Source organism: Caulobacter sp. FV2ye17ST (genome assembly GCF_058680955.1).
The window spans coordinates 4,132,082-4,153,757 of record NZ_CM178727.1; the positions used below are offsets into that span (position 1 = coordinate 4,132,082).

Consider the following 21,676-nt stretch of genomic DNA (forward strand, 5'->3'; position numbering starts at 1 on the left):
CCCCTCGCCCTGGATGTCAGGTTATGTAAGCATTGCTCATGTTTCTACTCGCCTTGCCCGGCGAGCGATCCTCGCGCGAAGGAAGCCGGCAAGTGACTGAAAAATCGAGGAGAACGCCCCGGCAGGCCCGGGCCGAGGTCACGGTCGAGGCGATCTTCGACGCGACCTTTCAACTTCTGGAGGCCGGCGGCCTGGAGAGCCTGACCACCAATCACATCGCCCAGCGGGCGGGGGTCAGCATCGGCACCCTGTATCAATATTTCGCCGGCAAGTCGGAGATCCTGGCGGCCATGGCCCAGCGCCGGGCCGAAGCGGCGCGCGGCAAGATCGCCCAGACCCTGATCGCGGCCCCGCAACTGGGCAGCGTCCGGTCCATCGTCCAGGCCCTGATGACGACGTTCGAAGGCTCGCCCGAAACCCGCAGGGCGCTGCTGGACGCGCTGTTTCAGGGCGGCGGCGACGCGGTGATGGCCCACCACCACCAGGCGTTCCTGGCGACCATCGACGGCAAGGCCCGGCTCAGTCTGGATCTGTCGCCGGAGTCGCTGTTCGTCCTGACCCACGCGGTGGCCGGCCTGCTGCGCGCCGCGGCCGCCGAGCCGGACCTGAACCTGTCGCCCGCCGTGCTGGAGGACGAACTGGTGCTGCTGATGGAGAGCTATCTGTCGGCGCTGATCGCGCGGGGGAGAGGCGGCGCCGGACTAGGCGGCTGAGGTTTCAGGCGAAAAAGCCGCCATCGCGTCCTGGGATGGGCGTCGAGATCGTAAATCACCACAGCGCGGCCCCTGGTGGACTTCCTCCCTTATGGGGCCAAATCATCTTGGCGTTTTGTCTACCGTCGTTAAAAGGTTAGCTTCGTTTCGGGAAGACTTAGCCCCGCAGCGCCGCCCTTGGAGCCTCGGTTGTCACTTCCCCCCACTCTGGACATTTACATCGGTTACGACGTGGCGGAGCGCGTCGCCTACCACGCCCTTTGCCAGAGCCTTATCGATCACGCTTCCCGCCCGATCCGCATTGTGCCGATCGCGCTCTCCACGCTGGGGGCGCTGCACGATCGGCCCCGCGTGACGCAGCAGTCCACCGATTTCTCTTTCAGCCGGTTCTTGACGCCGTACTTGTCAGGCTATGAGGGCTGGTCGCTGTTCATGGACTGCGACATGCTGGTTCGCGCTGACATCGCCGAACTGTTCGCTCAGGCCGACGATCGCTTCGCGGTGATCGTGGCGCGGCACGAGTACGAACCGCGCGACCGCGAGAAGTTCCTCGGACACGCGCAACTGCCCTATCCGAAGAAGAATTGGTCCAGCGTGGTCCTGTTCAACAACGCGCGCTGTGGGGCGCTGACGCCGGACTATGTCAACACCGCCAGCGGCCTGGATCTTCACCAGTTTCGCTGGCTGGAAAGCGACGATCAGATCGGGGCCCTGCCCCTGGAATGGAACTGGCTGGTGGGCGAATACCCGCCCAATCCCGCGGCGAAGATCGCGCACTTCACGCGCGGCGGCCCCTATTTCAAGGAATACGTCGATTGCGATTATGCCGACGAATGGCGCGAGGCCCTAGCCCGCACCGTAAGCGTCGCGAGGTCAGATGCTGGAGGCTGATCCGCGCAAGGCCGTCAACCTGCTGCGCCGCCGCCTCCTGAAGAATCCTCGGGACCAGGAAGCTCTTCTCGCCCTCGCGATCCAGCTCGAGGCAGCCGGGCAGTTTCAGGAGGCCGAGATCTTGGCGCGGAAAGCGCACCGTTTCGGCCCTGCGGCGCCCCAACCACTCTGGGTTCTGGGCAGAATCCTCCAGCTGCAAGGCCGCTACGACGATGCTCTTGCCATAGCCGACGCGGCGCTGGCCGAGAACGCTGGCTTTGGCGCGGCATGGCAATTGCGCGGGGATTCTCTGGCCAATTCCGGTCGGCAGCGAGAGGCGATCGAAGCCTACGTGAAGGCCTTGCAGGACGAAGCGGTCACCTTTGACACCCTGGTGCGCCTTGGCAAGATGCATCGGGTGCTGGGTGAGAACGACCAAGCCCTGGCCTTTTTCGACCAAGCCGCCCAGCTGCGACCGGACGCCATCGCCCCCCTGTACGAACGCGGACTTCTGAGGCTGGCCAATGGCGATTTTGCTCAGGGCTGGCCCGACTACGAGGCGCGTTGGCGATCGGAGGACTTTGCCCAGACTCGCGGCTTTGTTCCGGCGGCGCTTGTCCCGATGCTGAAAACCGCCCCGACGGTATCGGAGCTTGCTGGAAAGCGGGTGCTGGTAATCGGGGATCAGGGCATCGGCGATCAAGTGATGTTCGCCAGCCTGTTTGCGGACCTTCAAGGCGTTGCCAAAAGTATCGTCTGCCTGTGTGAGCCCCGCCTTATGGGGGTCCTGGGCAATGCTTTTCCAGGGGTGTCGTTCGTTCACCCCAGCGGCGCGCGGATCGACAGCGAGTCCGTGGACGTCCTGCTCGCGATAAGCAGCCTGGGCTCGGCGTTCCGCAAGGTCGCCGCCGACTTTCCTGGTCGTCCGTATCTCAAGGCCCGACCGGACGGCGTTTCACGTTGGGCGACACGGCTCGGCGAACATCCTGCCGCCTTCAGGGTCGGTATCTCATGGCGCGGCGGAGTCGCCCAGACGGGGCGCGCGGAAAGGTCCGTCGACCTGGAAGCCTTGCGCGGCCTGCTCCAAACGCCGGGCTGCGAATTCATCAGTCTTCAGTATGGCGATGTCGCCGCCGAAATCGAGCAGACCAACGCGACCTTGGCTTCGCCCATTCGCCACTTTCCGGCGGAGGAGCTTCTGGATTTTCAGGATTTCGCCGACCTGATCGAGACCCTGGATCTTGTGATTTCGGTCCAAAACGCAACGGTCCATCTGGCTGGAGCCATGGGCAAACCCTGCATTGGCCTGCTGCCCCAGAATGCCGAGTGGCGATACATGAAAAGCGGCTCCAGCCTGCCCTGGTACGCTTCGGTGCACCTGATCCGGCAGGCTCGTCCGCGCGACTGGGCCCCCGTCATCGCGGAAGCTAGCGGGATCGTGCAGGCTTTGGCGTGTAGGCGGCCTCTGGCCGGCCAGAACACCCTGATGCTGGGAGAAGGCTTCCTGAGCGCGGTGGCCCGTAGCCCGACCTAAACGCACTCGCCCGCCTAACCCGCAGATCCGCCGTCACCTGGCGCGTGGCTGACTACCTTCAACATATGGCGGTGGCTCCAGACGTCGTTCTCGCCCGGCGCGATCTTGAGGTCGCCGGTGACGATCGACGGATCCGTCGCGTCCCGTGTTTCAGGGCGGTGGTCAGGGTCTCGTAGAAGGCCAGCTTGTAGTCGAGCTTGGGATTGCCGATCCGGTCGGGCGTGTCGCCGCTGCCGGCCCATCGTTCAGGCCTTTCTGGCTGCCATCGCGAGCAAGGCGTAGCTCAATCTGGATCTTTCGCCGGAATCCTGTTCGCGCATGACCCTTGTGGTGGCCGGGTTGTTGCGCGCGGCGGAGGGGCGGCGGCCAACCCTCCGAGCCTCCCGTTCCGGATTTCGCCGGAACGGGAGGCGGGGCGGCTTATCTCGACTTCACGATCGGCAGCTCGATATAGGATTCCTCGCCGGGCGCGTGGTGGATGGCGTTGCGGGCCACGACGAAGGCGGTGTCGCTTTCGTTGTCACCGCCGGTGTTCAGGTTGCGGGTGAACTTGGGGAAGTTGGACGAGGTGATCTCGACGCGGATGCGATGGCCGGGAAGGAAGGTGTTGCTGGTGGTGATCGGCGTGGGCTTTACCGAGTGCACCGCGCCCGGGGTCATCATCTTCGGCGTCTCGTAGCCGTCGCGATAGCGGGCGCGCATGATGGTGTCGCCCAGGATATAGGCCGCGCCGTCCGGCGCCACATCGACCAGCTTGACCGCGAAATCGGTGTCCCTGGCGTCCGAGGACACTTTCAGTACGGCGCGGACAAAGCCCGTCACCTCCATCGCGTCGGTCAGCGGCTCGCTGGTATAGACGAGCACGTCGTCGCGGGCCTCGATGACGCGTTGGTCGAAGGCGCCGGCGGTGACCAGGCCGCCGTTGCAGCAGTCGCCGCCGCCGATCGTCTGAACGGGGTTGGCGGGATCATAGACATAGCGATCGGGCTGTTCGGCCCCGCTGGGCGGCGTCGCGCTGAGCTGGCCGTCGCCGTTCAGACCGTTGGCGCGTCCCTTCGAGCGAAGATACAGGCGCATCGGGGCGCTGTTTTCCGGCGGCCACTGGGCCGACTGCTTCCAGCTGTTGGCGCCCATCGCGTAGTAGCGGACCGGCGGCGTGGTCGACGGGAAGGCCGCCGTGTCGCCCTTCAGCCAGCGATCGAAGAAGGCATAGACCTCCTTGTCGGCGTCGAAATTGATCTCGCCCAGGGCCCGGTCGCCCGACTTGTAGGGTCCGGTCAGCACCTTGGCGCTGTAGGCGCAGTGGTTGGTGGGGGTGACCACCACGAACTGGTTGGCGCTGGCTTCCTTGTCCGAATTCACCGTCCGGGCGTGGTTGAACAGGGCCATGTTCGGGCCGATCGAGACGTCGTACCACGAGTTGAACCACAGCGCCGGGACGCCCCAGCCCTTGTCGTCGTGATAGAGGCCGCCCTTGCGCCAGGCCGGGTCGGCCGGGCCGTCGTGGCCGATCAGCTGCTCGAACGTGCCAGCCGGTTCGCCCAGGTCCTTCAGGATTCCGTCGACGGGCAGATGCTTGATCTGCGACGGCCAGTTCACGGGCGGCTTGGTGGGGGCCAGATCGTTGTACTTGGCGATGCGGGCGATCATCTTGGAGTCCAGGCCCTTGGGGGGCTGGGGACGCAGCGGATTGTCGACGCCGTACAGCCAGACGAAGAACAGGCTGCGTGGCACGCCGCCGGTGTACCAGTTGCCCTGCTCCTGGAACTCTCCGACCTTGCCGATGCCGGCGCCCGAGGCCATCGGCACCATCGCGGCGTGGGCCGGATGGTTCTGGCCGGCCAGGGCCAGCTGCCATTCGGCCGATGACGAGCAACCGCGCGTGCCGACCTTGCCGTTGGACCAGGCCTGTTTGGCGATCCAGCTCAGGGTGTCGTAGCCGTCGGTCTGGGGCCGACCCAGGATTTCCCAGTCGCCCTCGGAATAGAACCGGCCGCGCTCGTTCTGCAGCACCAGCGCATAGCCGTGCTTGACCGCGTCCAGGGCCGCCCGACTGCTGCCGGCCTTGTAGCTCAGCTCATTATAGGGGGTCTTGACCAGGATGGTGGGCAACGGACCCGACACGCCCTTGGGGCGATAGACATTGGTGGCCAGGCGAACGCCGTCGCGCATGGGCACCATCGAGAACATCTCGACATCGACCTTTTCGGCCAGCTCGCGCTCGACCGCGGCGTCGGAATACTGGGAATAGTCCTGGGCCCAGCCGGGCGATGACGCCGCCGCCAGAACGAGGGCCGCGCAGAATGTCGCCGAAAACCGCATGCTATTCCCTTTCAGTCGAACGCGTCGTGACGACCCTGAAGGCCGCCCTTTAAAGCTTCAGATCCGCCGTCACCGGCGCGTGGTCGCTGGGCCGTTCCCATTCGCGGACGGTGTCATGCACTCTGGACGACACCTTGCCGTCCACAAAGGCCGCGTCGCGCAGGCCGGGGCTGGCCAGGATGTGGTCCAGGCGCAGGCCGCGATTGGACTTGCGGAAGTCGGCGGCGCGATAGCTCCACCACGAAAACAGCTTTTCCGGTTCGGGCGTCGCTAGGCGCGGCAGGTCCAGCAGGTTCATCGACTTGATCATCGCATCGAAGGCCTCGAGCTCGGCCGGCGTGTGGCTGACCACCTTCAGCATCTGACGATGGCTCCAGACGTCGTTCTCGCCCGGCGCGATATTGAGGTCGCCGGTGACGATCAGCGGATCCCTGGGATCACGCTTCTTCAGGGCGGCGGTCAGGGTCTCGTAGAAGTCCAGCTTGTGGTCGAACTTGGGATTGCCGATCCGGTCGGGGGTGTCGCCGCCGGCCGGGATGTAGAAGTTCTGGATGTCGACCCCGGCCACCTTGACCGCCACGCAGCGGGCGTGGCCCTCGCGGCAGTTCATCAGGGTGGGCACGTCCTCGAACGGCAGGCGCGAGGCGATGGCCACGCCGTGCCAGCCCTTTTGCCCGGCGATCTTCAGGTGCGGCAGGCCGGCGGCCTCGAAGGCCTCGCGCGGAAACTCGCCCTCCTGGCACTTGATCTCCTGCAGGCACAGAACATCGGGCGCCTGCTCGTCGACGAAGCGGGCGACCTGCTCGGCGCGCAGGCGGACGGAGTTGACGTTCCAGGTGGCGAGACGGAGGCGCATGATTTCGCTCTAGAGCGTTTGAGGAGCGCCGGAAACGAAAAACGCCCCCGGCCAGCGCCCGCTGGCCAAAAACGAAAAACGCCCAGGCACCTGAAGCGCCTGGGCGAAAGTCGGGTCTCTCATGCCGCCGCCGGGAGGGGATAGGATCCGGCACGGTTTGCGAGGAGGGGGTCGGGCCCTCATCGCCATGCGTGTTAAATATGCCACTGCTGAATTAATAGTCAAGGGGCAAAGCTGTTGATTCTTGCCTGTTGTGTGAATGTCACATTCAGGACTTGGCGCCGGCGCGTCGCGGACGGGGGTCGGTGAGCACGAACAGCTTGGGATCCAGGTCGCCGGTCTTTTCGAAATCGACCAGGCGCACGCGGATCTGACCGCCCTTCACGTCGCTGACCGTCCAGCCGATCAGAGAGACCGGGCCGTCGCTGAAGTCCAGGCTGATACGGCCCAGGGTCTGACGCTTGGCGTCCTGCGCCACGATGGTGAAGCCGTCGGCCAGCCGGCGGACGTCGGTGATCACCACGCCGCGATCCAGCCGGACCTCGCGGGCCAGCAGCAGGGCCAGCGGCGTGCGGCTCAGCGGATAGCTCTCGAAGGTCTTCAGGCGGCTGTCGAAGATGTTGACGTTATTGCCGTTGCTGACGACCAGCAGGCCGGACGGGCCCTCATAGGCGAACCGCGCCTTGCCGGGGCGCTGCAGATAGAGCGCGCCCTGCGTGACCGTGCCGCGCTGGTCGGTCTGGATGAAGCGGCCCTTGGCCGAGCCCAGCCCCTGGATGTAGCCGGTGGCCTTGTCGACCAGCGCCTTCTGCTCGGCGGTCAGGACGGCGGCCTTGGGGGCGCCGGACTGGGCGAACACCGGCGCGCCGAACGTGGCGGCGGCCAGGCCGGCGCCGGCGGCGGCGATCAGGGCGCGGCGGGTGGTCGGGGTGTCGGTCATGCGGTCTCCTTGAACGTGAACCTTTGCCCTGACGCGGTGACGAGCGAAAGACCGCTCCGAGGCCATTTGACGGCGGTGGGATGAAGGGCCGTTCAGGTTGGGGCTGTGGGGAACGCGGAAGCTGGGCTGTGGGTTGCCAGCCTTCAGCGCTTGGGTTCGACCTTGATATCTATAGGTCCGCAACTTTCAGATTGGGATCTACGCTCAGTCGAAGGAGCCGGATCGCCAATCACCAGGTGAGTGTTGTCCCGCCACCGGAGGGATAGGGGCCACTCACCGTGGACGGTGAAGGCGGTGCACTCCGAGAAGGGAACGCCGATACGCCGAACAACTACGTCCCGGCTAAATGAACAGGCTGCGCCACAGTCGCTAAACTCGATGCGCGCCTCATAGCGCCCGTTTGGCGATTGAGATCGTTCGAAAACGGTGGTGCTGGATCCAACCCAAATTTCAAGCACGATCACCGCTACTGCAATGAGAGGCAGTAAGGCGGTAGCCACGATCAAAGGCGAGGCTGCAATCCAACCCACAGCCAGTAGAATACGGCGCGCACGCATACCGATTGGATCTCGAGAAGCTCGCGCTGACTGTGACTGGCCGGATCGATATCCGCAACGGTTTCCAAGCCGACCCTCGCGGTCGGTGCGATCCTTAAATCTCTTGGAGGCTGCAGCGTGCAGGGCGGATCAGGTCAGTCAAGGCCCGGTCTGCGACCGGCCGCTTCGCGGCGACGCGAAGCGTCGGCCTTGAGTGACCTGATCCGCCCTGCGATCGTCTCGCCGTGAGATGTAAGGATGGCTCCGTCCCAGGGGACGGCAACGCGTCCCGGAGGATCGACATGCCCCGCTTCGCAACCCTGCTGTTCGATCTTGGCGGCGTTCTGGTCGAGAACACCCATCTCGACGACCTGCCAAGCCTTGTTCCCGATCATCTCCCCAGGAACGACCTGCACGACCTCTGGCTCAGCTCTCCGGCGGTGCGGCAGTTCGAGAGGGGTCAGATTGACGCCGTGACGTTCTCCGCACGGTTCGTGAGCGAGTGGAACCTGACGCTAACGCCCGACGCCTTCCTGCAGCGGGTGGCCGCGTGGCCCAAGGGCTTCTATCCCGGCGCCGCCGACCTTCTGACCGCGCTGCGGCGCAGGCATCAGGTCGTCTATCTCAGCAATTCCAACGCCCTGCACTGGGCTGGATTTTCGACAATCCTCGGGTACGCGGATCGCGCCTTTTCGTCCCACATCTGTGGTCTGGTAAAGCCTGACCCCGACGTCTTCGACTTCGTGATCTCCGAACTGGATGTCGAGCCGGGCGCGATTTGCTTTTTCGATGACTCGCCGAGCAATGTTGAGGCGGCGCGAAAGGCGGGCATGGAGGCGCACCTCACCAAGGGCTTTGGCGAGCTGACGTCCACGCTCGGAACACTCGGGCTCGTTTGAGCGTCGCGCCTACTTCTTCGCGTCCTTGACCGCGTCCTTCAGCTCGCCCTGCTTCACATTGCCGACGACCTGATCCGTCTTGCCCTGCTTCTTCAGGTCCTTGTCGCCGATCACCGTGCCGACGCCGGACTCGATCTTGCCGACCGTCTCCTGCTTGCGGCCGGCGTCGCGGTCGCAGGCGCCCAGGCCCGCCATCGTGATCGTCAGGGTCAGGGCGAGGAACGGCGTGCGCAGGGGGATCATGGTCGAAACTCCGCTTGAGGCTTGATCAGAAGCTGTCAAACGCAAGCGGAGCCATAACGATCCGTGGCTAGAGGCCCGGCGGCGGCGGGGCCAGGATCTCGCGCTTGCCCGCGTGGTTGGCCGCGCCGACCACGCCTTCCTTCTCCATCCGCTCCATTAAGGATGCGGCCCGGTTGTAGCCGATCTGCAGGCGGCGCTGGATGTAGCTGGTCGAGGCCTTGCGGTCGCGGGTGACCACGGCCACGGCGTGATCGTAGAGATCGTTGGCCCCGCCCTCGCCGCCGAAGGCGCCCTCGATGGCCTCTTCCTGTTCCTCGTCGCCGCCGGCGGTGACTTCTTCCAGATAGTTGGGCGTGCCCTGGTCGCGCAGGAACTTGGCCACGGCCTCGACCTCGCCGTCGCTGACGAACGGGCCGTGCAGGCGGGTGACCCGCCCGCCGCCGGCCATGTAGAGCATGTCGCCCTGGCCCAGCAGTTGCTCGGCGCCCTGCTCGCCCAGGATGGTGCGGGCGTCGATCTTGCTGGTCACCTGGAAGCTGATCCGGGTGGGGAAGTTGGCCTTGATGGTGCCGGTGATCACGTCGACCGACGGGCGCTGGGTGGCCATGATCAGGTGGATGCCGGCGGCGCGGGCCATCTGGGCCAGGCGCTGGACGGCGCCTTCGATGTCCTTGCCGGCCACCATCATCAGGTCGGCGACCTCGTCGATGACCACCACCAGATAGGGCATGGCCTCGGGGCGGATCTGCTCGGTCTCGTAGATCGGGCGACCGGCGTCGTCGAAGCCCGTCTGCACGGTGCGCTCGAAGTGCTCGCCCTTGTCGAGGGCCTCGTTGGCCTTCTCGTTATAGCCGCCGATGTTGCGCACGCCGATCTTGGACATCCGCCGATAGCGGTCCTCCATTTCGCGCACGGTCCATTTCAGGGCGACGATGGCCTTCTTGGGATCGGTCACGACCGGCGCCAGCAGGTGCGGGATGCCGTCATAGACGCTGAGTTCCAGCATCTTGGGGTCGATCATGATGAAGCGGCACTTCTCGGGCGGAAGCTTGTAGAGGATCGACAGGATGATCGCGTTGACCCCGACCGACTTGCCCGAGCCGGTGGTGCCGGCGATCAGCAGGTGGGGCATCTTGGCCAGGTCGGCGATATAGGGCTCGCCGCCGATGGTCTCGCCCAGGGCCATGGGCAGGATCGAGGTCGACTTGTCGTAGTCGTTGCTGGACAGCAGGTCGCGCAGATAGACGGTCTCGCGCTTGGAGTTGGGCATCTCGATGCCGATGGCGTTGCGGCCCTGGGCCACGGCCACGCGGCACGAGATCACGCTCATCGAGCGGGCGATGTCGTCGGCCAGGGCCACGACGCGGGCGGTCTTGACGCCCGGAGCCGGCACCAGCTCGTACATGGTGACCACGGGGCCGGGGCGGATCTGGTCGATCTGGCCCTTGACGCCGAACTCGGCCAGCACGCTTTCCAGCAGGCGGGCGTTCTGGCGCAGGGCGGCGGCGTCGACGTCGGACGAGCGCGGCTTGGCCTTGGCCAGCATGGCCAGCTCCGGCAGCTGGAAGCCGCCATCGTCGGTGAAATTGAACGCCTTCTGCTGCTCGCGCTGCTCGCGGCCGCTGTCCTTGGGCAGGGTCTTGGGCTTGGCGATGGCCAGCGGACGGTTGTGCGCGGAGTCCGGGAAGTCGTCGTCTTCGTCGGCGATGACCGGCGGCGCAGGCGGCGTGTAAGCCTGCTCGGGCGGTTCGACTTCCGGACGGGCCGGACGGCGCGGCGGGATCGGGGTCTCGGCTGCGGCCTTGCGAGCCCGCTTGGGCGGCGGCGCGGCGACGGGTTCGGGCTCGGCCCGTTCGCGCGGCTGCAGGGCGCCGCCGACGGCGTGGGCGATGGCCTCGGGATCAAAACGGCGGAAGCCGATGGCGTAGCCCAGCGCGATGGCGGCGCCGATGGCCAGCAGGATGGCGGCGATCAGGGTGGCGCCGGGAACGCGGGCGAAATTGAAAATGCCGGCGATCAGGTGCAGCAGGCCGTCGCCCCAGAAGCCGCCCAGGCCCTTTTCCAGCGGCCAGGCGGCCGGCGGACGCGGGGCCGACAGCAGGCCGGCCAGGGCCAGCAGGCCCAGGGTTCCGACCCCGGCGCGCAGGCGCAGATCGCGCCGCTCGGCGGCGGGATCGGCCTGCGACACGCGGGTGACGCCGAACACCAGCATCAGCAGGGCCGCGCCCCAGCCCGACAGGCCCAGCGACTGCATCATGATGTCGGCGACGGCGGCGCCGGCTCCGCCCAGGGCGTTGGTCGGGCTTTGGCCGGTGGCGGCGTTCAGGCTGGGATCGGCGGCGTTATAGGTGGCGACCGCCAGCAGCAGGCCGGCGCCCACGACGGTGACCAGACCGCCGCGGAACCGCGCCGACCAGGGCTGGGCCCAGCCGTAGCGGATGGCATCCCACAACAGCTCCACCGCCGTACGCCGCGCCGCTCGCGCCATGAAACTCTCCGAAAACACGCAGGTCCGAGACTATCGAACCGCGATGTTGTGCCTGAAGAGGGTTAAGGGGCGTTTACGGCGTTCGTTTGTGGCGGATTCAGAATGTCGCGGTGGCGATCGATCGCCTATCGGCGGTCACCCATGGCGAGGGCCACCACGCAGACGCTGGCAAACACCACCAGGCCGTCCTCGATCAGGCCGCTTCGCGTCTGCCCGATCTCGGCCATGGCGCGCTTGCGACCGGCCAGGGTCAGGTAGGCCAGGGGCACGGCCGTGGCGACCGCGATCGCGGCCCCGGCCTTTTCCCGGCCGCGCGGCGCCAGCGCCGCGCCCGCGATGCCGGCGCTCATCACACGGGCCAGCAAGCCCAGAAAGACCGTGCGGTCAGGCGCAGACTTCATCTTGTCGCCGAACAGCTCGCCCACGCCCATCGCCAGGGCGCCGAACTTGAACAGCGGGTGATCCAGCAAGACCAGGCGACCCGGCGTGCGACCGCCCGCCAGGCGCGCTGTCGCCAGGGTGGCCATGGGCGTCATCGAGCGGGCGCTCGCGACGGCGCCGATGAGGGCTGAGGGGAGAAGTCCGAAATTTTTCATTCCGGCTGAACACCCCAGCCGGTCCGAGGTTCAGCCGCGAAGGTCCCTAAGCCGCCTCAAGCCGCAGCGGGCCACCCCAGAACGCTTCGACCAGGCCGTTCTGCGGGCCCGGGGTTCCGGTGGTCAGGAAGGTTCGCGACCCGCCGGTTCCGGGATCCAGCTCGGGATGACGCTGCAGATAGAGCTCCAGCGCGTCGGCCGTGGCGGCCGGCTGCTGGATCAGCGGCGTGCCGGCCGGCAGGGCGGCGCGGAAGATGTCGGCGATGATCTCGTAGTGGGTGCAGCCCAGCACCACCCGGTCCGGATGGCGGCCGATGCGGGTCTTCAGGGCCTGGACGTGGGCCTCGACGGCCTTGGCCAGTTCGACGGCGCCGGCGTCGGCCTCGATCATCGGGACAAGGTCGCCGCAGGGCTGGGAAAACACCGCCAGGTCCTGTTTGCGCTTGTCGATCTCGATCTCGTAGACGCGCGAGCGGGCCGTGGCGGGGGTGGAGAACACGCCCAGCACGTCCAGCTGCTCGACCTTGTCGCCGCGCCGTTCGGCCTCGTGCTCCCAGGGCAGGCCGGTGGCGGCCTCGATGGTCGGCACGATGATGCCCAGCACATTGACCGGCCGGCCCAGCTGCTTGCGATAGCCCGGCAGCCAGGTCTGCTGCAGGCGGCGCAGGGCGATGGCCGAGGCGGTGTTGCAGGCCAGGACGACCAGACTGGCGCCGGTGTCGAACAGCCGCTCGCAGCCGGCGCGGGTGAGATCCACGATCTCCTCGCCGGTGCGCACGCCATAGGGCGCGTTGGCCTGATCGGCCAGATAGGTGAAATCCGCCTGCGGGAGGCGTTGCACGAGAGCGCGGTGGACGGAAAGACCGCCAACCCCTGAGTCAAAGACGCCGATGGACATGAGCGTGGTTTAACCTCGGCCGCGCCGTTCGTCCACGCGCCGCTTTACGGCCCGAGTTAAAGGTTACAGCCCTGTCATGTGACGCAGGCCCGGGGCTGTCCTAGGGTCGGCCCAACACTTTCACCGGAGATGATCCGTGCAACGTCGCACCTTCCTCGCATCAGCCGCCGCCACCGGCGTCGCCGCGACCCTGAATCCGAGTTTCGCCATGGCCGCCGACAGCAATCCCCTGCTCGCCAAGTGGACGGGCCCCTATGGCGGCGTGCCGGCCTTCGACAAGGTCAAGGTCGCCGACTTCAAGCCGGCCGCCGAGGTGGCCATGGCCAAGAACCTGGCCGAGGTGGACGCCATCGCCGCCAACCCCGCGCCGCCGACCTTTGAAAACACCATCGCCGCCCTGGAAGACAGCGGCCGGGGCCTGTCGGACTTCTATTGCTACTACGGCATCTGGGGCGGCAATCTGAGCTCGCCCGAGTTCCAGGTCGTCGAGGAAGAGCTCGACACCAAGCTGACCGCCCTGGGCGACAAGATCACCCAGAACGCCGCGCTCTTCAAACGCATCGAGGCGGTCTACAATTCGCCGGACAAGGCCAAGCTGACCTCCGAGCAGCAGCGCGTGCTGTGGATCTACTACACCAACTTCGTGCGCGCCGGCGCCAAGCTGGATCCGGCCGCCAAGGCCCGGGTCGCGGCGATCAACACCGAGATGGCCGGCTATTTCACCAAGTTCAGCCAGAACCTGCTGGCCGATGAGAACACCTATATCGAGCTGACCGACGCCGATCTGGTCGGCCTGCCGGAGTCGCTGAAGGCCAACGCCGCCTCCAGCGCCGCCCAGCGCAAGCTGGCGGGCAAGCACATCATCGTCAACACCCGCTCCAGCGTGGACCCCTACCTGACCTATTCGCCGGTGCGCGCCACCCGCGAGAAGGTCTGGAAGGCCTTCGTCAATCGCGGCGACAACGGCGGCGCCACCGACAACAACGCCCTGATCGCCAAGATCCTGAAGCTGCGCGTCGAGCGCGCCAAGCTGCTGGGCTACAAGACCCACGCCCACTGGCGCCTGGAAAACGCCATGGCCAAGACGCCGGAAAGCGCCATGGGCCTGATGGAGGCGGTGTGGAAGCCGGCCATCGCCCAGGTGGCCATCGACGTGGCGGCCATGCAGGCCATCGTCGACCAGGAAGGCGGCGGCTTCAAGATCGAGCCCTGGGACTACCGCTACTATGCCGAGAAGGTCCGCAAGGCCAAGTACGACCTCGATATGAACGAGGTGAAGCCGTACATGCAGCTGGACAAGCTGCGCGAGGCGATGTTCTGGGCCTCGGGCGAGGTCTATGGCTTCCAGTACAAGAAGGTCGAAGGCCTTCCCGTCTATCACGAAGACATCACCGTCTATGAGGTGACCCGCGCCGGCAAGCATGTGGGCCTGTGGTACTTCGATCCCTATGCCCGCGAGGGCAAGCGCTCGGGCGCCTGGATGAACGCCTATCGCACCCAGGAGCGGTTCAAGGGCGAGATCACCACGATCGTGTCCAACAACTCCAACTTCATCAAGGGCGCGCCCGGCGAGCCGGTGCTGATCTCGTGGGACGACGCCACCACCCTGTTCCACGAATTTGGCCACGCCATCCACGGCCTCAACGCCAACGCCACCTATCCGACCGTGTCGGGCACCAACGTGGCGCGCGACTATGTGGAGTTCCCCAGCCAGCTGAATGAGCACTGGCTGCCGACCCCGCAGGTGCTGAGCAAGTTCTGCGTCCACTACAAGACCGGCGAGCCGATCCCCCAGGCCCTGGTCGACAAGATCAAGGCGGCGGGCACCTTCAACCAGGGCTTCGACACCACCGAATATCTGGCCAGCGCCCTGATCGATATGAAGCTGCACCTGGCCGGCGACGTCGACATCGATCCGGACAAGTTCGAGCGCGAAGAGCTGACGAAGCTGGGCATGCCCAAGGAGATCGTCATGCGCCACCGCACGCCGCAGTTCGGTCACGTGTTCTCGGGCGACGGCTATTCGGCCGGCTATTACAGCTATCTGTGGGCCGACACCCTGACCGCCGACGTCGCCGAGGCCTTCAAGGAGGCGCCCGGCGGCTTCTACGACAAGCCGACCGGTCAGCGTCTGATCGCCACGATCATGTCGAAGGGCAATTCGGTCGATCCGGTGGATCAGTTCAAGGCCTTCCGCGGCCGCGACGTGAAGATCGGCGCCCTGATGCGCGATCGTGGCTTCCCGGTTCCGCCGGGGGCCTAGGCGCCGCTCGCACTTCCAAAAAGCTTGTCATCCCGGAAGCCTCGCAGAGGCTATCCGGGACCCAGGGGCAGCCGCAACGCGTTGGCCCTGGGTCCCGGCTCTCCCCCGGCCTTCGCCGGGGTGCGGCCGGGATGACAAGGTTTAAAGAGACGACATGACGTCCGTAAAACCGCCTTTCGTCGCGCTTGCGACCGCCGCCCTGCTCTTAACGACGACCGCCCACGCCCAGACCGTCGACCTGGGCCCTGCCCCCGACGGTCCCGGCAGCGCGGTGGTCGAGGAACTGCTGGTGGTGGCCCGCGCCCCCGGGCCGGCGATCTGGCTGGTCGAGAAGGGCGGCGCCAAGCTCTATGTTGTCGGCGCGGCCGCCCCCCTGCCCCATCAAATGGCCTGGAAAAGCCCGCGCCTGGAACGGGCGCTGGATCAGGCCGATCTCCTGCTGGCGCCGCCCAAGGCCTCGGTCGGTCCGGCCCAGATCGCCGGTTTTATCCTGAAGGGCGGTGCGGGCCTGCGTCAGGGCCTGGGTGACAGGCTGGAGGACGAGCTGCCGCTGGACCTGAAAGCGCGTTTCATCTCGGGCCGCACCCGGGCGAAAAAGGGCCCCGGCGAGTACAAGAGCTGGACCCCGGCCATCGCGGGCTTCCTGCTGCTGTCGGACTTTCGCCAGGCGGCCGGGCTGTCCGAGGCCAAGCCGGTCAGCACGATCGAGCGCATGGCCAAGGCCCGCAAGGTTCGGATCAAGCCGATGGGCCAGTACCGGATGAGCGCGGTGGTCAACGCCGCCGGCAAGCTGTCGAAGGACGCCCAGCTGGCCTGCCTGCGCGACGCCCTCGACGAGCTGGAATATGAAGGCGGCCGGCCCACCACCATCGGCTCGGACTGGGCGCGGGGCGATCTGGCCAGTGTCCGCGCCCGCTATTCGGCCAGCGCCGCCCAGCGCTGCCTGTTGCGATCGCCCGGCGGAGCCAAACTGCTGGAGCAGCAGATCGGCCAGTCGGCTTCGGCGTTGTCGAGCGCGTTGAACCGGCCGGGCGTCACGGTGGCGGTGGTCGATCTGGCCTTTCTGCTGCCGGCCAATGGGGTGCTGGACCGGCTGAAGGCGAGCGGGGCGACGGTGACCTCGCCGCCGGATTAGCTCATCCGCGAAATCAGCCGCGCCAGCCGCGCCACGCCGTCCTCGATCTGGGCGTCCGTCGGCAGCGAATAGCTGAGCCGCAGGGCGTTGGCCGTCGGAACCTCGGCGAAGAACGGCTCGCCGGGCACGAAGGCGACGCGCTCTTCGGCCAGGGCCCGTTCCAGCATGACCTTGCCGTCCATCCCTTCGGGCAGCCAGACCCAGACGAACATGCCGCCCTGCGGCCGCGACCAGCTGACGCCGGCCGGCATGTGGCGTTCCAGCGCGCTCAGGATGGTGCGGGCGTTGGACCCGTAGGCCGCGCGCAGCATGCCCAGATGCTGGTCATAGCCCTCGACCACGGCGCGGTGGGCGACCATCTGGTTGATGGTCGAGACGTGCAGGTCAGCGCCCTGTTTCAGCAGGACCAGCTTCTCGATCACCGCGCGCGGCGCGCACACCCAGCCAATGCGCAGGGCCGGCGACAGGGTCTTGGAGAAGGTGCCGCAGAACAGGGTGCGCGCCGCTTCGATCCCGCCGGAGCGGGCGATGTCGAGCGACAGCAGGGTCGGCAGCGCCTCGCCGCTGAACCGCAGCTCGCGATAGGCGGCGTCCTCGATCAGGGTCATGTCCAGATCGCCGGCCAGGTCCAGCAGGGTCTGGCGCTCGGCCAGGGTCAGGCTCTGGCCGGTGGGATTGGCGAAGTCGGGGACGAAATAGCCTAGGCATCCGGTCGCCCGTTCGCGCGTCGCGGCGTCCAGCCCGTCGACCAGGCCGCCTTCCGGCAGATCCAGATAGGTCGGCTCATAGCCGTTGAAGGCCTGCAGCGCGCCCAGATAGGTGGGCCGGGCCACCATCACCGTGTCGCCTCGGGTCAGGAACAGCTTGCCCAGCAGGTCCAGGGCCTGCTGCGAGCCGGCGGTCAGCATGATGTTGTCGGGCCCGCACGGCATGCCGTCGCGGGTCATGCGTTCGGCGATCCATTCGCGCAGGGGCAGATAGCCCTCGCTGACCGAATATTGCAGCGCCTGGGCCGCCAGTTTCGGATCAGCCAGGATGGCGTCATAGCCGGCCTGGATCGCCTCGGTGGGAAACAGGCCCGGATTGGGGATGCCGCCGGCGAACGACAGGATGTCGGGCTGGTCCAGCAGCTTCAGAAGTTCGCGGATCTCGCTGGCGCGGACGCGGGTCATGCGCTCGCTGAAACGCGTGGCCCAGTCGGGAGTGGTGGTCGCCATGTCGTTGAATTTCCGTAGATTTCGCTGACGGCTTGGCCGTCCATGAGCCGCACGCGCGGCGTCTCGCCCGATCAGGTCAGGAGCTTCATACGGAGCGGATAAGGTCCTGCGAGCGACGGAGCCCAAAGCCCCGACGACCGCTCTGGGTCGTGTTCATGGGCCAAGCCTAGCGCGATCATTCCGCGAAGGGAACCGCTGAAGCTTGACGTTGACCTCGCAGGGCGGGAACGCTGGCGGGGTCATCAGGGGATAGCCGCATGAAGCTCTGGATTTCCGTCGCCGCCCTGGCCCTGGCCGCCACGGCGGCGCGCGCCGAGGTCACTGACGCCACGCCGGGCGGCTTTCAGGTCCGGCAGGTCGCCGAGATCGCCGCCCCGGCCGCCAGGGTCTGGGCCTCGCTCGTCCAGCCGGCCACCTGGTGGGACCCGGCGCATACCTGGTCGGGTTCGGCGGCGAACCTGTCGCTGGCGGCGGCTTCGGGCGGTTGTTTCTGCGAGCGCCTGCCGGGCGGCGGATCGGTGCTGCACATGAGCACCGTCTATGCCGCGCCGGGCCAGAAGCTGACCCTGTTCGGGGGCCTGGGCCCGCTGCAAAGCAGCGGCGCGGCCGGCCATATGACCTTCGGCCTGGCGGAGAAGGACGGCAAGACCACCCTGACCGTCACCTATGACGTCGGCGGCTACATGAAGGGCGGTCTCAACGCGATCGCCGCGCCGGTTGATGGCGTGATCGGTCAGCAGGTCGCGCGGCTGAAGCGCCAGGTGGAAACCGGCAAGCCCGGCTGACGTAAAACCTCGCCGCAACAAAAAAGGGCGGCCACGAGGGCCGCCCTTTTCCGGACTTTGGGGTCGGGGGAAAGGTTTAGCCGGCTTCGGCCAGATCGCCCTCGGTGGCGCCCAGCAGGGCCATCTGCAGGCGCGAACGGTCGCGGCGGGCCGCTTCCAGGGCGCCTTCGGACAGGGCGGCTTCGGAGGTGAGGCGTTCGATCTGGGCCTGCAGTTCGCCGAGCTTTTCTTCGTGCTGGCGACGCGCGGTGTCCTGGGCTTCCTGCATGGCTTCCAGGCGGACGCGCAGCTGGTTGGCGCGCTCCTCGGCCCGTTGCAGGGTCTTGTCGTGGGCGACGGCGGCCTTGGCCAGCTGGTCGGCGCGTTCGATGGCGGCGGCGCGGGCGGTGTCGACGCCCGCGTGACGCTGACGCAGGCCTTCGCCCTCGTCTTCCAGCGAGCGGATGCGGTCCAGGGCGCGTTCCAGCGCGACGTTCAGATCGCCGGCGCGGCGTTCGACGGCCTGCTGCTGGGCGCTGGACTCGGCCAGGCGCTGCGAGATCTGGCCGTTCATTTCTTCCAGCTTGTCGGCGCGGCCGCTGGCGGTTTCCAGACGGGTCTGCAGGGCCGAGATCTCGGCGCGACCGGCCTCGACCTGGCTTTCCAGACCACGAATGGTGCGGCCGCTGTCGGCCTGGTGCACGGCCAAGGCGTTTTCGGCGGCCTGGATGCGCGCGCGTTCGGCGGCGATCTGGGCTTCCAGATCGGTTTCGATGCGCGACAGGCGGGCGATGTCGATACCGGCCTGGTCAATGCGCTTCTTCAGGGTGGCGACTTCCTCGACGAGGAGGGCGTTTTCCTGGTTGGCGCGGGCCAGCGAGGCCTCGGCCTCGCCGCGGCGGGTGTCGATGTCCTGGCTCTGGGTGCGCAGGGTGTCGACGTCCTGGACCAGATGTTCGATGCGGGCGGTGGCGTCGCGCAGCGAGGCGTCGAGATTGCCGACCTTGAGGTCCGACTGCAGCAGGCCGTTGCGCAGGCGATCGATCTCAAGGGCGTTGTCCTCGAGGGTGGAGTCCTGGGCCTGGATGCGGGCGTCGGATTCGCCCAGCGCGGTCTGGGTCGCGGCCAGCCTGGCGGTGAGCTCGCGCTCCTCGGTCTGGGCCAGGGCCACCTGGCGCAGGGCCTGTTCGTAATTCGTGCGCAGGGCGATCAGTTCGGCGTGCTCGGCGCGGCGGGCTTCGAACTCTTCGGCGACTGGCTGGCGGATCTCGGCCAGCAGGGGCTCGATGGCCCGCAGGTGCTCGACGACGCGGCTGATGCTGTCCAGACCGCCATGGATGGTTTCGTAGCGGACGCCGATCGCCTGGGTGGATTCGATCAGGCGCTCGGAGAATTCCGGCCGGCCGACGTCTTCGACCAGCATCGCCGGCTTGACGGTCTTCGTGTCACGCGTGTTCTTCGACAGAAGCCTCATCTCGCCCATCCCCTTGATCAACCCAAGGCCCCGCGAGCGCCGACGGCATGATCGCCGCCGAGCCCCGAATCCCTTGCCCAGAGGTTAACAAAATAGTCGAAGGTCAAGCCGAATGTCGAGGGCGCTGGCGTCGCACCCCCCATGAGATCTTCGCGCACCGGTTCGCCCGCCACGCGAAAGCCCCCGCGCCGACCGGCAAGGTCAGGCGCGACGGCTCGGGGATCGTCCGGAGACGGCGTTTTAGGCGGCCGCCTGCTCAGACGGCTGGGCCGGATCCAGGCGGATAAGATAGTCAAAGGCCGACAGCGAGGCCTTGGACCCCTCGCCCATGGCGATGATGATCTGCTTGTAGGGCGTGGTGGTGGCGTCCCCCGCCCCGAACACGCCGGGGATCGAGGTTTCGCCGCGATAATCCACTTCGATCTCGCCGCGATTGGAGAGGGCGACGCCGCTGTCCTTCAGCCATTCGGTGTTGGGCACCAGGCCGATCTGCACGAACACGCCTTCCAGATCGACGCGATGGGTCACGTCGCTGTTGCGGTCCTTGTAGGTCAGGCCGTTGACCTTGGCGCCGTCGCCATGGATCTCGGTGGTCATGGCCGAGGTGACGATGGCGACATTGGGCAGGCTGGCCAGCTTGCGCTGCAGCACCGCGTCGGCCCGCAGCTGGCTGTCGAACTCGATCAGGGTGACGTGGGCGACGATGCCGGCGAGGTCGATGGCCGCCTCGACGCCGCTGTTGCCGCCGCCGATCACCGCCACGCGCTTGCCCTTGTAGAGGGGGCCGTCGCAGTGCGGGCAATAGGCCACGCCCCGGTTCTTGTACTCGGTCTCGCCGGGCACATTGACGTTCCGCCAGCGGGCGCCGGTCGACAGGATGACGCTGCGCGACTTCAGGCTGGCGCCGTTTTCGAGCTTGATCTCGATCAGACCGCCCGGGGTCTTGGCCGGAACCAGACCGACGGCCTTCTGCAGGTTCATGATGTCGACGTCGTAGTCCTTGACGTGCTGTTCCAGGCCCGAGACCAGCCGGGGGCCTTCGGTGTGCGAGACCGAGATGAAGTTCTCGATGGCCATGGTGTCCAGCACCTGGCCGCCGAAGCGCTCGGCCGCCACGCCGGTGCGGATGCCCTTGCGGGCGGCATAGATGGCCGCTGCGGCGCCGGCGGGGCCGCCGCCGATCACCAGAACGTCGAAGGCGTCCTTGGTCTTGATCTTCTCGGCCGCGCGGGCGACGGCGCCGGTGTCCAGCTTGGCCAGGATCTGTTCCAGGTCCATGCGGCCCTGGCCGAAGGGCTGGCCGTTCAGCAGGATGGTCGGCACGGCCATGACCTGGCGCTGCTCGACCTCTTCCTTGAACAGCGCGCCGTCGATGGCGACGTGGGTGATGTTGGGGTTCAGGGCGGCCATGGTGTTGAGCGCCTGGACCACGTCCGGGCAGTTCTGGCAGCTCTGCGAGAAATAGGTCTCGAAGTGGAACGGGCCCTCCAGGGCGCGGGCCTGGTCCAGCACCTCGGCGTCGACCTTGGGCGGATGGCCGCCCACGTGCAGCAGGGCCAGCACCAGCGAGGTGAACTCGTGGCCCAGCGGCAGGCCGGCGAAGCGGACGGATGCGTCGCCCGCCGCGCGGGTGATGGCGAACGACGGCTTGCGCGCATCGTTTCCGGCCAGGTTCAGGCTGACCTTGTCAGAGGTCCCGGCCACGTCCTCGAGCAGCGCCAGCATCTCCTTCGAGCCCGCGTCGTCGCCCAGCGAGGCGACCAGTTCGATCGGCTGGCGCAGGTTCTGCAGATAGGCTTTCAGCTGGGTCTTCAGACCTTCGTCCAACATGGCGGGCTCCGAATGCGAGGCGCAATTGTCCTGTGTTCAGGAAACGCGCGAAATTTTGGGAAGGTGGCGCCGCCGCCGGCTCCGTGGGGAGACGGTCA

Annotated in this window: 17 protein-coding genes and 1 pseudogene; 7 read left to right on the top strand and 11 right to left on the bottom strand. The window is 66.9% G+C overall.

Annotation, left to right across the window (positions count from 1 at the left end; genetic code table 11):
• Positions 1-92: 92 nt before the first annotated feature.
• The 3 genes from ACW17V_RS19940 to ACW17V_RS19950 all read left to right on the top strand — a co-directional run bounded on the left by ACW17V_RS19940 (position 93) and on the right by ACW17V_RS19950 (position 3,117).
• Positions 93-713, top strand: a complete 621-nt coding sequence (locus tag ACW17V_RS19940) for a TetR/AcrR family transcriptional regulator (RefSeq protein WP_492106757.1) — start codon at positions 93-95, stop codon at positions 711-713.
• Between the two features lie 189 nt (positions 714-902).
• The gene (locus ACW17V_RS19945) at positions 903-1,604 is read left to right on the top strand and encodes a hypothetical protein (protein ID WP_492106758.1); all 702 of its coding nucleotides are present in this window, start codon (positions 903-905) and stop codon (positions 1,602-1,604) included.
• The gene (locus ACW17V_RS19950) at positions 1,591-3,117 is read left to right on the top strand and encodes a tetratricopeptide repeat protein (protein WP_492106759.1); all 1,527 of its coding nucleotides are present in this window, start codon (positions 1,591-1,593) and stop codon (positions 3,115-3,117) included. Before ACW17V_RS19945 ends, ACW17V_RS19950 begins: the two co-directional genes overlap by 14 nt.
• 38 nt (positions 3,118-3,155) lie before the next feature.
• Here the strand turns inward: ACW17V_RS19950 and ACW17V_RS19955 are convergent.
• The 4 genes and pseudogenes from ACW17V_RS19955 to ACW17V_RS19970 form a co-directional block, all read right to left on the bottom strand.
• Positions 3,156-3,346, bottom strand: a pseudogene (locus tag ACW17V_RS19955) (exodeoxyribonuclease III); the annotation flags it as partial.
• A 191-nt stretch (positions 3,347-3,537) separates the two neighbouring features.
• Positions 3,538-5,439, bottom strand: a complete 1,902-nt coding sequence (locus tag ACW17V_RS19960; RefSeq protein ID WP_492106760.1) for a CocE/NonD family hydrolase — start codon at positions 5,437-5,439, stop codon at positions 3,538-3,540.
• Positions 5,440-5,488: 49 nt separating this feature from the next.
• Positions 5,489-6,295, bottom strand: coding sequence for an exodeoxyribonuclease III (locus ACW17V_RS19965; RefSeq protein ID WP_492106761.1), 807 nt, complete (start codon positions 6,293-6,295; stop codon positions 5,489-5,491).
• A gap of 268 nt (positions 6,296-6,563) precedes the next feature.
• The gene (locus ACW17V_RS19970; RefSeq protein WP_492106762.1) at positions 6,564-7,235 is read right to left on the bottom strand and encodes an outer-membrane lipoprotein carrier protein LolA; all 672 of its coding nucleotides are present in this window, start codon (positions 7,233-7,235) and stop codon (positions 6,564-6,566) included.
• 838 nt (positions 7,236-8,073) lie between these two features.
• Between ACW17V_RS19970 and ACW17V_RS19975 the strand changes: the two genes are divergently transcribed.
• Complete coding sequence (locus ACW17V_RS19975) at positions 8,074-8,670, top strand: HAD-IA family hydrolase (protein WP_492106763.1); 597 nt, start codon at positions 8,074-8,076, stop codon at positions 8,668-8,670.
• A gap of 9 nt (positions 8,671-8,679) precedes the next feature.
• On the opposite strand, the gene ACW17V_RS19980 is transcribed toward ACW17V_RS19975, so the two are convergent.
• The 4 genes from ACW17V_RS19980 to ACW17V_RS19995 all read right to left on the bottom strand — a co-directional run bounded on the left by ACW17V_RS19980 (position 8,680) and on the right by ACW17V_RS19995 (position 12,895).
• A complete protein-coding gene (locus tag ACW17V_RS19980; RefSeq protein WP_492106764.1) occupies positions 8,680-8,913 on the bottom strand; it encodes a hypothetical protein in 234 nt (77 codons plus the stop codon).
• A gap of 67 nt (positions 8,914-8,980) precedes the next feature.
• The gene (locus ACW17V_RS19985; RefSeq protein ID WP_492106765.1) at positions 8,981-11,401 is read right to left on the bottom strand and encodes an FtsK/SpoIIIE family DNA translocase; all 2,421 of its coding nucleotides are present in this window, start codon (positions 11,399-11,401) and stop codon (positions 8,981-8,983) included.
• Between the two features lie 125 nt (positions 11,402-11,526).
• Positions 11,527-11,937 carry a hypothetical protein gene (locus ACW17V_RS19990; RefSeq protein WP_492106766.1) on the bottom strand — a complete coding sequence of 137 codons (411 nt, stop codon included), beginning with the start codon at positions 11,935-11,937 and terminating at the stop codon, positions 11,527-11,529.
• Positions 11,938-12,043: 106 nt separating this feature from the next.
• Positions 12,044-12,895 (bottom strand): glutamate racemase, encoded by an 852-nt coding sequence (locus ACW17V_RS19995; RefSeq protein ID WP_492106767.1) that lies wholly within the window; start codon positions 12,893-12,895, stop codon positions 12,044-12,046.
• A 136-nt stretch (positions 12,896-13,031) separates the two neighbouring features.
• Between ACW17V_RS19995 and ACW17V_RS20000 the strand changes: the two genes are divergently transcribed.
• Positions 13,032-15,158 (top strand): M3 family metallopeptidase, encoded by a 2,127-nt coding sequence (locus ACW17V_RS20000; protein ID WP_492106768.1) that lies wholly within the window; start codon positions 13,032-13,034, stop codon positions 15,156-15,158.
• 154 nt (positions 15,159-15,312) lie between these two features.
• Positions 15,313-16,293, top strand: coding sequence for a TraB/GumN family protein (locus tag ACW17V_RS20005; RefSeq protein WP_492106769.1), 981 nt, complete (start codon positions 15,313-15,315; stop codon positions 16,291-16,293).
• On the opposite strand, the gene ACW17V_RS20010 is transcribed toward ACW17V_RS20005, so the two are convergent.
• Positions 16,290-17,510 carry an aminotransferase-like domain-containing protein gene (locus ACW17V_RS20010; protein ID WP_492106770.1) on the bottom strand — a complete coding sequence of 407 codons (1,221 nt, stop codon included), beginning with the start codon at positions 17,508-17,510 and terminating at the stop codon, positions 16,290-16,292. The genes ACW17V_RS20005 and ACW17V_RS20010 overlap by 4 nt on opposite strands.
• 257 nt (positions 17,511-17,767) lie before the next feature.
• Between ACW17V_RS20010 and ACW17V_RS20015 the strand changes: the two genes are divergently transcribed.
• Positions 17,768-18,295 (top strand): SRPBCC family protein, encoded by a 528-nt coding sequence (locus ACW17V_RS20015; protein WP_492106771.1) that lies wholly within the window; start codon positions 17,768-17,770, stop codon positions 18,293-18,295.
• A gap of 76 nt (positions 18,296-18,371) precedes the next feature.
• On the opposite strand, the gene creS is transcribed toward ACW17V_RS20015, so the two are convergent.
• Both creS and ahpF read right to left on the bottom strand, forming a co-directional pair.
• Positions 18,372-19,748, bottom strand: coding sequence for a crescentin (gene creS, locus ACW17V_RS20020; protein ID WP_492106772.1), 1,377 nt, complete (start codon positions 19,746-19,748; stop codon positions 18,372-18,374).
• Positions 19,749-19,988: 240 nt separating this feature from the next.
• The gene (gene ahpF / locus ACW17V_RS20025; protein ID WP_492106773.1) at positions 19,989-21,578 is read right to left on the bottom strand and encodes an alkyl hydroperoxide reductase subunit F; all 1,590 of its coding nucleotides are present in this window, start codon (positions 21,576-21,578) and stop codon (positions 19,989-19,991) included.
• Positions 21,579-21,676: the final 98 nt, after the last annotated feature.

Coding starts and splice junctions, on each gene's coding strand:
- ACW17V_RS19950 (WP_492106759.1), top strand. CDS start 1,591: ATGCTGGAGGCTGATCCGCGCAAGGCCGTCAACCTGCTGCGCCGCCGC.
- ACW17V_RS19960 (WP_492106760.1), bottom strand. CDS start 5,439: ATGCGGTTTTCGGCGACATTCTGCGCGGCCCTCGTTCTGGCGGCGGCG.
- ACW17V_RS19965 (WP_492106761.1), bottom strand. CDS start 6,295: ATGCGCCTCCGTCTCGCCACCTGGAACGTCAACTCCGTCCGCCTGCGC.
- ACW17V_RS19970 (WP_492106762.1), bottom strand. CDS start 7,235: ATGACCGACACCCCGACCACCCGCCGCGCCCTGATCGCCGCCGCCGGC.
- ACW17V_RS19975 (WP_492106763.1), top strand. CDS start 8,074: ATGCCCCGCTTCGCAACCCTGCTGTTCGATCTTGGCGGCGTTCTGGTC.
- ACW17V_RS19980 (WP_492106764.1), bottom strand. CDS start 8,913: ATGATCCCCCTGCGCACGCCGTTCCTCGCCCTGACCCTGACGATCACG.
- ACW17V_RS19985 (WP_492106765.1), bottom strand. CDS start 11,401: ATGGCGCGAGCGGCGCGGCGTACGGCGGTGGAGCTGTTGTGGGATGCC.
- ACW17V_RS19990 (WP_492106766.1), bottom strand. CDS start 11,937: ATGACGCCCATGGCCACCCTGGCGACAGCGCGCCTGGCGGGCGGTCGC.
- ACW17V_RS19995 (WP_492106767.1), bottom strand. CDS start 12,895: ATGTCCATCGGCGTCTTTGACTCAGGGGTTGGCGGTCTTTCCGTCCAC.
- ACW17V_RS20005 (WP_492106769.1), top strand. CDS start 15,313: ATGACGTCCGTAAAACCGCCTTTCGTCGCGCTTGCGACCGCCGCCCTG.
- ACW17V_RS20010 (WP_492106770.1), bottom strand. CDS start 17,510: ATGGCGACCACCACTCCCGACTGGGCCACGCGTTTCAGCGAGCGCATG.
- ACW17V_RS20015 (WP_492106771.1), top strand. CDS start 17,768: ATGAAGCTCTGGATTTCCGTCGCCGCCCTGGCCCTGGCCGCCACGGCG.
- creS (WP_492106772.1), bottom strand. CDS start 19,748: ATGAGGCTTCTGTCGAAGAACACGCGTGACACGAAGACCGTCAAGCCG.
- ahpF (WP_492106773.1), bottom strand. CDS start 21,578: ATGTTGGACGAAGGTCTGAAGACCCAGCTGAAAGCCTATCTGCAGAAC.